This is a genomic window from Pedobacter sp. B4-66 (genome assembly GCF_018492665.1).
Lineage (GTDB): Bacteria > Bacteroidota > Bacteroidia > Sphingobacteriales > Sphingobacteriaceae > Pedobacter.
The window spans coordinates 84263-96161 of the sequence record NZ_JAFVME010000005.1 but is presented as its reverse complement, the minus strand read 5'-3'; the positions used below and the strand labels follow the sequence as shown (position 1 = coordinate 96161).

The window sequence follows — 11899 nt, the reverse complement described above, 5'->3', positions numbered from 1 at the left end:
TTCTTTTTAATACCACATGCTTTTGAGTTTCTAAACCCCTCTATATTCCCTTAAAAACTGCACAGATTTCTGAATTTCAGTAGAGAGTAGTCTGTCGTTTTCATGAGCCGGTATTTCTTTCCTGAAAGCTGAAATCAATTTTTCTAATTGGGGAGATGTTTTAAGAGGTCTTCTAAATTCTAAAGCCTGTGCTGCGGTTAACAACTCAATTGCCAAAATTCTCTCTAAGTTATTTACAACCCTTAAGCATTTGGTGGCTGCATTAGCTCCCATGCTTACATGATCTTCCTGTCCATTACTCGAAACAATACTATCTACAGATGCCGGTGTGCATAGCTGCTTGTTTTCACTGGCAATAGATGCAGCAGTATATTGAGTTATCATCAGCCCGGAATTTAATCCGGCATTTTTAACAAGAAAAGGAGGCAGGCCGCGCTGTCCTGAGATCAGTTGAAAAGTTCGCCTTTCAGATATCGATCCAAATTCTGCCAAAGCAAGGCACATAAAGTCAAGTGTTAATGCTAAAGGCTGACCATGGAAATTACCTGCAGAAATGATCCTGTCTTCATCAGGAAAAACATTAGGGTTATCTGTAACAGAGTTTATCTCAGTTTCAAAAACTGACTGTATGTAATTGATGCTGTCTTTACTTGCTCCGTGAACTTGCGGTACACATCTAAATGAATAAGGGTCTTGAGTCTGCTTGCCTTCTTGCTTAATCAGCTCACTCTCTTCCAGCCATTTGCTAATATTTGCTGCGGTTTGCACCTGACCTGCATGAGGTCTGATAAGATGACTGAGGTCGTCAAAAGGATCAATTCTACAATCAAAACTATCAATAGAAGTAGCGGCAATTGCATCCGCCCATTTTGCAAGATTTTGTGCTTTAGAAAGGCAATAAACTCCGTATGCGCTCATAAACTGAGTGCCATTTATTAGTGCCAAACCTTCTTTAGATTGAAGAACAAGTGGTTGCCAATCCAATGTACGGTATAAGTCAGCAGTAGTAGTTTTTTCTCCTTTGTAGGTTACGGTACCTTCACCTATTAGCGGCAATGCCAGATGTGCAAGGGGGGCTAAGTCGCCAGAGGCACCCAATGACCCCTGAGTATAGATTACCGGAAGAATATCGTTGTTATAAAAAGCTACAAGTCTTTGAACTGTAGTTAATGCTATTGCAGAATGACCATAACTGAGCGATTGTATTTTCAGTAAAAGCATCAGCCGAACAATTTCTGTCGGCACCTCTTCTCCCGTACCGCAAGCATGAGATAAAAGCAGGTTATGTTGTAATTGAGATAGCATTTCTGCCTCAATTTTTACATTTTGTAAGTAACCAAAACCTGTGTTTATTCCGTAGATGGGGGTGTCATTATGATTCAATTTATTGTCCAGATATTTTCTGCACTTTTCAATTCTTTCAATAGCAGCATCAGATAATTCAATGGATTGCTTTTCAGCAACGATCTTTGTGATCTGGCTAAGGCTTAACCTTTCCAAACCTAAATAATGAATGCTCATTCTTTGTTTATATTTAAGCAAAATTATAAATAATGCTTAAGTTTAGAACTTTCACTACCTTATTATTGTTTCATTTTAAAACTAACCTATGTTAAAAGCGATATCCTTATCTATTATTGTTTTATTATGTACAGCGACTGCTGTATTTGCTCAAAAAAGTGATACCATATCTATCAATTTAGAAAATGTTAAGTACGCCTATCCTGTAAAATATTTTGCAGTTAATACTGAGGGGCAAGACCTTAGGATGGCTTATATGGATATTCCACCAACTCAGTTAGTAAACGGAAGAACAGTGGTATTGTTTCATGGTAAAAACTTCGCAGGATATTATTGGACGAATGTTATAAAGGCATTAACAAGCCGAGGATTCAGAGTTATAGTACCTGACCAAATCGGATTTGGTAAATCGTCAAAGGCTTACATTCATTATAGTTTTCATGAAATGGCCAGATGGAATAAAGAATTACTGGATGCCCTGGGCATTACAAAAGCCAGTATTCTCGGCCATTCTATGGGAGGTATGTTAGCTACAAGATTTGCACTGATGTATCCCGAAAAAACAGAGAAATTATTGTTAGAAAATCCTATCGGATTAGAGGACTATCGTCGATTTATACCTTATGGAAGTACAGAGGATCAATATAAAAAGGAACTAACTGCAACTGCAGAGAGCATTCGTAAATATTATCAAAGTTCATATTTTACTGTTTGGAAAGCTGAATATGAAGAGCTTGTTCGTATTGCCGGAGGTGTAACTTATAGCGGTGATTTCCCACGATGGGCTAAGGTTGCTGCCATGACATATACTATGATTTATGAACAACCGGTGGTTTATGAATTCTATAATATTAAGGTGCCAACAATTCTGTTTATTGGTAAAGAGGATAAGACTGTTGTGGGTAAAGGGTTACTTAGCCCTGATCAGCAAGCGCTATACGGACAATACAAGCTTCTAGGTAAACAAACTGCAGCTAAAATACCTGGAGCAAAGATTATAGAGTTCGAGGCTTGTGGGCATATTCCGCATATAGAAATACCTACTGAATTTAACGTAGCGCTATTGGGAAGTTTATAATGTTTTCTTTGCAGGATCTTGTAAGAATATTTTAGATAAACTATTGTAGAGCTCAGGATGTTTTTCATTAAACTGATCTGGTTTTTCGAAGAAATATTCTGAAACTACGGCAAAAAACTCAGCCTCATTGGTAATAGCGTAAGGGTTAATGTCGGATTTTCCCTTTTCAATGCGTTGTATTTCTTCATGGATCATTTTAACCCAGGGAATTGTGTATTCGTGCTTCATTAAGTTTTGCGGAACACCATCTGTTGCTCCGTCAGATTTATCTAACAGATGCACAAACTCATGAATTGCGGTGTTCTCTTTATCCGCACCATTAGAAAAACCTTGTAGAAGGGCAGATCTCGATAAGATCATCTGCCCATTCATAAAACCATTTCCAACCATACCCATAACCCTTCTTTCTCCACCTTCGTATTGAAATTCAGTATTAAAGGTGTCGGGGTATAAAACTACAGTGCTTAAGTTATTGTACTTCCAGTTGTCAAAGCCAAAAATTGGGATAATGGCACTTGAAGCAATTAAAAGCTTATCTAGAACACTAATCTCAGTTCCAACACCTTCAATTCGGACATAGCTTAAGAACTCTGAAATTTTCTGTTCAAATTTGAGTTTATCATCTACCTCCAGCTGCTGGTAATAACTTACGTTTTTGAATAGCAACTCTTTATCCCCTTCGCTTAAACGCACATAACTTTGGCGATTATCCTTTCTAAGAATAAAGTAAATTACCAACAATAATATTGGGATAAGAATAAACAAACCTTCCATTTTTTTATGCTTCCAGAATTTCTAGTTGAGTAATCACCTGATCTTGAGTAACCGGATATGGAGCATCATTAACAATACTTTGATAAACTGTTTCAAATAGAGATAGGTAGCTTCCTCTTAAAGAAGGTACGGTATGTACTGTTTTATTTCCTTCTTTATCAATTAATGTCAATTTTCCTTCTTTTCCTTCACGCTCAATTCCATAGGCAGGATCAGAAGGTTTCATTCTTTTTAACAATTGCTCTTCCTGAATGTCAGATTTTTCTTTATGTAATGAGCCTTTTTCTCCGTGTAAGGTAAAAGCAGGTAGCGGATCAACTACCAGCAGATTTGAATGAACAAAAATATTGACACTGTTTGGGTAACCCAAGTGGATAGTGAAATAATCATCAACCTTAGTGCCCGTACGGTTCTTGCCAAGGATTTTATGGAATGTTTCAGGTTTCCCAAATATGCTGATGGCTTGATCCAATAAGTGAGGGCCCAGATCATACATTAATCCACTTGCTGCAATAGGCTCTTCTTTAAAAGTTTTAGGACCAATAGCTAATCTATATCTGTCGTAACGAAAGTGAATTTCGTTTAACTTTCCAAGCTTTCCACTTTCAATAACCTCACGAACTGCGATGAAATCACTATCCCATCTCCTGTTTTGGTAAAAGAGTATCTTTTTTCCCATACGGTCGGCCAACTCAAAAAGTTCCTTTGCCTCTGCAGAAGTTGCAGTAAATGGTTTTTCAACCAAAATATGCTTTCCTGCGCTTAACGATTTAGTAGCATAATCAAAATGTGTATAGTTAGGAGTGTTTATGATGATAAGTTCAATAGTATCATCAGCTATCAAGTCATCAATTGTATTATAACTAATTACACCCGGATAATCTTCAGCAGCCTGTTTTTGGTTACGTTCAGTTACCGCATGTAATTTAAAACCTGGATGTGCATCAACAAAAGGGACATGAAATACCTTTCCAGACATCCCGTAGGCCATTACGCCCGTTATAATTTTTTTTTCCATTTTAATATAATTTCCTTTTAATTCCTCGAAGCTATTGTAACCTCTATAACATTCTGCTAAAAATAAGAAATCACTTTACTAAACCCTTAATATTATTGTAATAAAGCTTCGGGTCTAATTGTATCTTTGTAATATGAAACCTGCAGAAATACATGCGAAATGGAAAATTTTGCAACAAAAGATAGCACAGGAATTTGATTCTGATGTACCCGATCTAAAAGTTATACTGTTTTTGATTGGTGTTCAGGAGTTAGGGAAAGGCCCGGGGAAGTATAGTAAACGCCAAAAGGAAGAGCTAATGCATATTGCTACTTGTCGTTTATTAAGTGAAATGGGATTCTATGAACTGGAAGGATTAGACCAGGACGGATGGCCCCATTGGAAACTTGTAAAAGCAGTTCCCTCATTTGCAATGATGGAGCAGGAATTACTTCTTAAATCCCTTGCTATAGATTATTTTGAAGATATCTACCAATAAGGAGATATATCATAAAAAGTAAAAAACCCGAAGTACATAGTACGACGGGTTTTTATTTTATAGGTAGATGTAAATGTTCTTATTTGCCTTGTTGTTGAGCTTCTTTTTTCAACTGATCGTTAGCAACGATAACAACCTCAACTCTACGGTTAGCAGCTCTTCCTTCTTCAGTTGCGTTGTCAGCAATTGGCTCAGAAAAACCTTTACCTAAAGTGATCAAACGAGATGAAGGAACTCCTTGAGAAACCGCATATGCTTTAACAGCTGCAGCTCTTCTTTCAGATAACGCCATGTTGTACGTCTCAGTACCTTTGTTGTCAGTATGACCAATAATTTTAATGTCTGTTCCAGGATATTGGTTTAATGATCCTGCTAATGATTTAACATTTGTTTTAGCTTGAGCAGTTAAATCCGATTTATCGAAACCAAAAAGAATACCGCTATCAAACTTAACAATAATACCTTCTCCTTCACGGATAACTTCAGCATTTGGAATAGCATTCTGTATTTCAGCTGCTTGTTTGTCCATTCTTTTACCAATAAAACCACCGGCAGTACCACCAACAGCAGCACCTATAATAGCACCAACAGCTGTATTACCAGCTTTTTTACCAATAATAGCACCAAGAACACCACCTGCTGCAGCACCAATACCTGCTCCTTTTTGTGTTTTTGTTAAACTATCACATCCTTGAAATGCCATTGCACCAAGAGAAAGAGCGATACTAAATGTTGCTATTTTAAATTTCGAAGTAATCATAATATAATTGTTTGTTTTACTTTGAGCCTAACTCAAACCTAATGCCAGTTTTATTTTTTCCTGTTTTTATTGTCTCGTATCACCAATTTTAACCAACGTAAATGTTACAAAAGGACAACTTCGTATTTTAATTTGTATGAAAGCGACTACAATTCAGTACAATCAAGTGTTATTCTGAAAAATATTCTTCTAATTCTTTCAATGTGTTTTCATCAGTAAGAAAATCTTTAATTACTAAGCCCTTTTCTAAAAGAACAATCCTGTCACACACATCTGTAACGTGGTTTAAATCATGACTGGATATTAAGGTCGTCATTTTATGTTCCTGCTTTAAATTCTTAATCAAAGCTTTTAATCTGATTTGAGTAGTCGGATCAAGATTAGCAAAAGGCTCATCCAGTATCAGTAGCTCCGGATTTTGCATAAGCGCCGCGGCAATGCCGATTTTATTCTGATTGCCTTTTGAAAAATCACGAATATATTTACCCTTATTCAAAATCTCATCATTAAAGAACTCAGTATACTGAGTTAAATAATCCATTACATGAGCCGGACTAAAGTTGTGTAAGCCACCTATGAAAGTGAAATACTCCTCAGCTGTTAGGTAATCTATCAGGAAACCTTCATCAAGATAGGAGGCGGTATAATCTTTCCACTTATCATGTTTTGCTACATTTTCTCCTTTAGATAAAATTTGTCCGGTATTAGGACGGATCAAATCGAGCAACATCCTAAACAACGTTGTTTTTCCTGCACCGTTATTTCCAACCAAGCCAATAGTCTCTCCTGCATTGATCTGTAATTCCTCAATATTTACAACGGTTTTGCTTCCGTATACTTTTTTAAGATTTGAAATTTCTAGCATCATGATTATTCTCTAAAGCCTTCGGCAATGTTATATTTTCTTTTGTTAAACTGATTCAGTAAAAAGGTTACCCAAAATTCTCGGGTTAAAAGTGCTGCGCCACCCAATGCCCCTAAAGCAATAAGTCCCCAATACGGCAGGCCTGCAAAAGAGAAAGGCATAAAAATTATGTAAGGCAGTAAAAAATAGGGTAAGCCTAATACCCACTGACTGGCGCCAACACCTTGGAAATTAAACGTGGCGGCTTTGGTTAAGTCTATTGCTCGGTAATTTCTAGTTGCAAAATATAATACTATTATGGTGCCTATGCCAATATTGTATAGATATGCAGCAAACTGTACGGCCAATATCTTCCAACTGATAAAACCATATAGACTTATAATCAATGTGGTAAAAGTTGACATGATGGTGAATAGTAGAAACTTGGCTTTAATGAATTTTCTAAAGTCGATTTTGTTAACTAACAACCCATCAAAATGAGCGGCTTGCCAGCCGAACATAAATTGACCATAAATACTGATAAGACTCCCGGTCATAAAAACTGCGGCAAATAGCATGGCAGCGAAATTGTCATTTTTCAAAAAGTCTTTCTTATAAAAAAGAAAGCCATAAAAAACGAAGATTACACACATAATGATACTTGAACGGGTTCTTTTATGTCTCAGAATTAGTTTTAGCTCTAAAGCAACCAAGTTTCCTATCTCCCCAAAACGACCAAGGATAGGGTAGTCTGTGCTGGTTTTTTTCTCCTCATTTCTGCTAAGTTCCTCAGTATAGAGATTCATGCGAAGATATTTGGAGTTTATCAGAAACATGATGAGGGCAATTAAACCAAACCCTAATGCTGCTAATGGATGTATAGAAATGATGTTAAATACGTTATTTGATATTGCTGCAATTGAAAATACCTTGAAATACTCCAGGAGTCCAAGAGTGAAAATCAACGCAAGCAATATCGGAACCACTTTTAAATTAGATATGCTTAATCTCTTTACGTAAAGCGCAGTGTAATTATTAAAAATTGTAAGTGAAATAATTGCGACAATATACTTTATGGCTGTAAATGACCCATAAATATCAGCGATTGCCGTAACGCAAAAGGGAATAAATATAAATAATGGTAAGATGTTGAATGCAGAAAATAGCGCCCTTACATTTAAGAAGTTAACAATGGTTTGTTTCGGAATTTTAAGATGCAGATAAGGGATGATACTCAATGTAGGTAAGTCCTGCAACTGCAGTCTCATGATCATTTCAATTGCAAAATAATATAGAATGAAGCCATTAAATACCACCAATACATCCTTTCCGGGAAATGATTTCTCAATCAAAATCTCGAGGCTAAGCCCAACTAAAACTGCTACAGCAAGTAAATAAAGCAGAATAAGGCCAATAAAGATTTGTGCAGCAATGGAGCCTCCTTTGTTCTTTGAGCGCCAAAAGGCCTTCCATTGGTGACTTAGAAAAGTGATGAGCATATTAATAATTGTATTTGTTTTTCCAGTTCTGTTTTAATTTTTCTCTTAACTTTTCCTCTGCGGGATTCTTCCCCGGGTCATATAGTTTAGTGCCACTTATTTCCTCAGGAAGGTATTCCTGGGCAGAAAAGTTTCCTTCATAAGCATGCGAATATTCATAGTCTTTACCATAACCAATGTTCTTCATGAGCTTGGTTGGTGCATTCCTTATATGTAGTGGGACAGGCAGATTACCTGTTTGTCTCACCAAAGCCTGTGCGCTGTTTATTGCTTCGTAAGAGGCATTGCTTTTTGCAGAAGATGCCAGGTAAGTAACCGCCTGAGAGAGAATAATCCTGGACTCAGGATACCCGATCACATTTACTGCCTGGAAACAATTGTTTGCCAGTAACAATGCATTTGGATTGGCATTACCTATGTCTTCAGATGAAAGGATTAATAATCTTCTGGCAATAAATAAGGGGTCTTCTCCGCCCTCAATCATTCTTGCCAACCAATAGACAGCCGCGTTAGGATCACTACCTCGTATGGATTTAATAAAAGCCGATATGATATCATAATGTTGTTCCCCAGCCTTGTCATATAATGCAAGATTCTGTTGGGCATGAGCCAAAACGTTTTCATTATTCAAGGTCAGTTTATCACCTCCAATTCCATTTACAGCAATCTCTAAAACATTTAACAACTTTCTGGCGTCTCCACCGGATAACCTGATTAATGCTTCATGTTCCTTAATAGTGATTTTCTTTTCTTTTAAAACAACATCCTTTTTAATGGCAGTTTGTAATAGTCCGGAAAGTTCAGTTTCATCTAATGCTTTCAAAATATAAACCTGACATCTGGAAAGTAAAGCGGAGATTACCTCGAAAGAAGGGTTTTCGGTTGTAGCACCTATTAAAGTTACCAGGCCACGCTCAACCGCTCCAAGCAAGCTATCTTGTTGTGATTTGCTAAACCGATGAATCTCATCAATAAACAAAATGGGTAAGCCCATTAAACTGTTTTTAAGCTGGGCGGCTCTATCTATAACGTCTCTAATGTCTTTTACTCCTGAATTTATAGCACTTAGATTAAAAAACGGACGATCAAGTGTTTGAGAAATAATATAAGCAAGGGTAGTTTTACCAACACCCGGAGGTCCCCAAAAAATCATTGAGGGAAGCTGCCCGCTTTGTATGGCCTTTCTTAGCACAGCATCAGGCCCTACTAAATGTTTCTGGCCGACATATTCGTCCAGATTTTGTGGACGCATGCGTTCAGCTAAAGGAGGGAGGTTTTGCATAAAAGTAAAGATACAAAACCCCGGTTTAAAATATCATAGTTTTATACTACGATCCCGTCTTTTTAGCGAGCTTTTTCTTCCAGAATTTACGTTTTGGTTTAGCACTATTTACAGGTTTTTCTGAAGAATCAGCAGCTGTTTCAAGAGGTGCTTCTCCCAGATGTTCGGGTAAAGGCATTCTTTCAATTTGTTTTTCAATTAGCTTTTCTATACTGGCTAGTTTGCGCTTATCTCTATTGTTAACCAATGTAATAGCAGTCCCTTTAGTAGCTGCCCTTGCAGTTCTGCCAATGCGGTGTACATAGTCTTCTGCATCATGAGGCACATCAAAGTTGATTACCAAATCAATTCCCTCTACATCAATACCACGACTTAAAACATCCGTACCAATAATTATAGGGAGCTGTCTGTTTTTAAACTTCAGTAATATACTCTCTCTTTCTTTTTGACCAAGATCAGAATGAAAAGCTTCAGCTTTAAGTCCCAGATTTCGGAAAACTTTACCCAGATTTTTTACCTTTTCTTTAGTCGATGCAAAAACAATGATGCTTTTAAATTCATCGGTTTTTAGAATAGCAGTAAGCAAAGGCACTTTTTGTTCATCATGAATAAGATAAACCTGTTGTGATATTCCTTCGGCGGGCTTAGAAAGTGCTATGTTAATTTGTTCAGGATGTTTCAGTAGCGTTCCTGCCAGCTTCCTAATTTTTGGAGGCATGGTTGCAGAAAACATTACTGTCTGTCTTTGTTCAGGTAAATAGCTTACGATGCGCATGATGTCATCATAAAAGCCCATATCAAGCATTCTGTCTGCTTCATCCAATACAAGATGCTGCAATTGATCTAACTTTAAAACACCTGACGAGAGGTGAGAAATTAAGCGGCCAGGGGTGGCAATAATAATATCAACCCCATCACGCATCGATCTTTTTTGTTGCTCATAAGCAATCCCATCACCACCACCATAGACAGTTAAAGAGCTGATGTTTGTAAAATAGGAAAGTGCTTCAACCTGCAAGTCTATTTGCTGGGCAAGCTCTCTTGTAGGAGCAAGAATCAAAGTATTGTTGTGACGTTCTTCAGTTGCTGCAATCATATTCATGATTGGCAAAAGGTAGGCCCCGGTTTTTCCAGTTCCCGTTTGTGCACAGGCAATTAAATCTTTTTTACTTAAAATTAGTGGAATTGCCTGTTGCTGGATAGGTGTGGCGTCACGAAAACCCATTGCCGATAACCCTTCAAATAAGTCAGGGTTAAAATTAAAATCTTTAAAATCCAATATACTTTTATGTTGTTTGCATTATCTGTATAAAAGTAACCTTTTTCCGTCACACATCAAACGGTTTTCTCTTCAACCTGGATTAGCTTTTTCATCTCCAGATTTCCGTTGTATTGAGCGCCTAATTCTATTTCGAGTGTTTCAGTTTTAATGTCACCATTTACTTTTCCGGTTTTTTTTATTTCAAGTTGGTTAACCTTTACTTTCCCGTTAACCGTTCCGTAAATAATTGCGGAGGTAGTTTCAATATCACCTATAATTATGCCCTTCTCACCAAGAATAATGCCGTTTCCGGTTTTTACATTTCCGGTTACTTTTCCGTCAATTCTTATTACCGATGCACCTGTAAGCTCTCCGTTTAGCACAAAGCCATCGCCAATTAATGTCGAAATTTCCTGTTGATTAATATCGGGTAACTGAGTCTGTTTAGTTTTCTTGAACATTATTCGAGTGTTAAAAAAGATCTGGGATTGATTACTTTACCGTTTTTATGGATTTCGTAATGTAAGTGTGGGCCCGTGGATCTGCCTGTAGAACCAATTTTTCCAATGTTCTCACCTGCTTTTACCTGCTCACCCTGGCTAATTAATATTCTTGACAAATGACCATAGTAAGTTTCAAAGCCATTGCCATGGTTGATTACTATGCAATTCCCGTACCCACCTCTGCGGCCGGCATAAGTTACTTTTCCGCTGGCGGTACTTTTAACTATCTCACCTTGCTTTCCTTTAAAATCTAATCCTTTGTGTGTTTCAATGTTTTGACCAGAGAAGGGATTCTCACGATGTCCATAACCAGAGGTGATTGCGCCAAAATGAGGATAGCCTATTGGAGTAAAGGCAACATAATCAATCATTTTATTCAGATAAGCTTCATAGAATTTACCTATTTCATCAACGGACAGCAGGTCGGAATTACCCTCTCCTCCTTCATTTTTAGGAATAGTTTTTATTCCTCGTGCTTTCAGAAATTTATTTATAGTAAGTAACTTCTTGTCGATTGATTCGTAATGCTTTTTTAACGCCGAAGTATCTAACGCGGTAGAGGTTTTAGATACTTTTTTAGTCTCCTGTAATTGTTTGCTCAGGAGCTCTTTTGATGATTCAACTAATGTCATATTGTATGACAGATAGACTATCATTCCTAGTAAAAAAACAAAGGTACCCAACAGTGCAAATACATATTTTTTCCAGTGAACTATATAGCTGCTTGGAACCTGTATAGGCTTATTTGAGTTTTGATTGTTGTTTACAAAGATGATGGTTGTTCTATCCTTCTTCCTTGCCATAATTTAAGAATTTAAAATTTGTACGGCTGCAAAGATATCATTTTCAGCTTTATATAAAGCATCCGTACAAAATGGCGA

Annotated in this window: 12 protein-coding genes; 2 read left to right on the top strand and 10 right to left on the bottom strand. The window is 37.1% G+C overall.

The features are described from left to right. Positions 1-30: 30 nt before the first annotated feature. Positions 31-1521: a histidine ammonia-lyase gene (gene hutH / locus J1905_RS09820; RefSeq protein ID WP_214227105.1), complete on the bottom strand. Its 1491-nt coding sequence runs from the start codon at positions 1519-1521 to the stop codon at positions 31-33. An 88-nt stretch (positions 1522-1609) separates the two neighbouring features. Here hutH and J1905_RS09815 point away from each other — a divergent pair, with 88 nt between their 5' ends. After that, entirely contained in the window at positions 1610-2599 is a 990-nt protein-coding gene (locus J1905_RS09815) for an alpha/beta fold hydrolase (RefSeq protein ID WP_173089835.1), read from the top strand. Here J1905_RS09815 and J1905_RS09810 read toward each other — a convergent pair. Both J1905_RS09810 and J1905_RS09805 read right to left on the bottom strand, forming a co-directional pair. Beyond that, the gene (locus tag J1905_RS09810) at positions 2594-3373 is read right to left on the bottom strand and encodes a M90 family metallopeptidase (RefSeq protein ID WP_214227104.1); all 780 of its coding nucleotides are present in this window, start codon (positions 3371-3373) and stop codon (positions 2594-2596) included. The two genes, J1905_RS09815 and J1905_RS09810, sit on opposite strands and share 6 nt — an antisense overlap. A gap of 4 nt (positions 3374-3377) precedes the next feature. Continuing rightward, positions 3378-4391 (bottom strand): Gfo/Idh/MocA family oxidoreductase, encoded by a 1014-nt coding sequence (locus J1905_RS09805; RefSeq protein WP_214227103.1) that lies wholly within the window; start codon positions 4389-4391, stop codon positions 3378-3380. A 133-nt stretch (positions 4392-4524) separates the two neighbouring features. Between J1905_RS09805 and J1905_RS09800 the strand changes: the two genes are divergently transcribed. Next, a complete protein-coding gene (locus J1905_RS09800) occupies positions 4525-4869 on the top strand; it encodes a hypothetical protein (RefSeq protein ID WP_173089838.1) in 345 nt (114 codons plus the stop codon). A gap of 79 nt (positions 4870-4948) precedes the next feature. Here J1905_RS09800 and J1905_RS09795 read toward each other — a convergent pair whose 3' ends face one another. The 7 genes from J1905_RS09795 to J1905_RS09765 all read right to left on the bottom strand — a co-directional run bounded on the left by J1905_RS09795 (position 4949) and on the right by J1905_RS09765 (position 11821). Beyond that, entirely contained in the window at positions 4949-5629 is a 681-nt protein-coding gene (locus J1905_RS09795; protein ID WP_214227102.1) for a YiaD family glycine zipper/OmpA-like lipoprotein, read from the bottom strand. Positions 5630-5798: 169 nt separating this feature from the next. Continuing rightward, positions 5799-6497 (bottom strand): ABC transporter ATP-binding protein, encoded by a 699-nt coding sequence (locus J1905_RS09790; protein WP_214227101.1) that lies wholly within the window; start codon positions 6495-6497, stop codon positions 5799-5801. Positions 6498-6499: 2 nt separating this feature from the next. Continuing rightward, the gene (locus tag J1905_RS09785; RefSeq protein ID WP_214227100.1) at positions 6500-7972 is read right to left on the bottom strand and encodes a DUF5687 family protein; all 1473 of its coding nucleotides are present in this window, start codon (positions 7970-7972) and stop codon (positions 6500-6502) included. A gap of 1 nt (position 7973) precedes the next feature. Next, on the bottom strand, positions 7974-9254 hold the full coding sequence (locus J1905_RS09780; protein WP_214227099.1) for a replication-associated recombination protein A: 1281 nt from the start codon (positions 9252-9254) through the stop codon (positions 7974-7976). 46 nt (positions 9255-9300) lie between these two features. After that, positions 9301-10533 carry a DEAD/DEAH box helicase gene (locus J1905_RS09775; protein WP_214227098.1) on the bottom strand — a complete coding sequence of 411 codons (1233 nt, stop codon included), beginning with the start codon at positions 10531-10533 and terminating at the stop codon, positions 9301-9303. A 56-nt stretch (positions 10534-10589) separates the two neighbouring features. After that, positions 10590-10976, bottom strand: coding sequence for a bactofilin family protein (locus J1905_RS09770; RefSeq protein ID WP_214227097.1), 387 nt, complete (start codon positions 10974-10976; stop codon positions 10590-10592). Next, entirely contained in the window at positions 10976-11821 is an 846-nt protein-coding gene (locus J1905_RS09765; protein WP_214227096.1) for a M23 family metallopeptidase, read from the bottom strand. The genes J1905_RS09770 and J1905_RS09765 overlap by 1 nt, the downstream gene beginning before the upstream one ends. Positions 11822-11899: the final 78 nt, after the last annotated feature.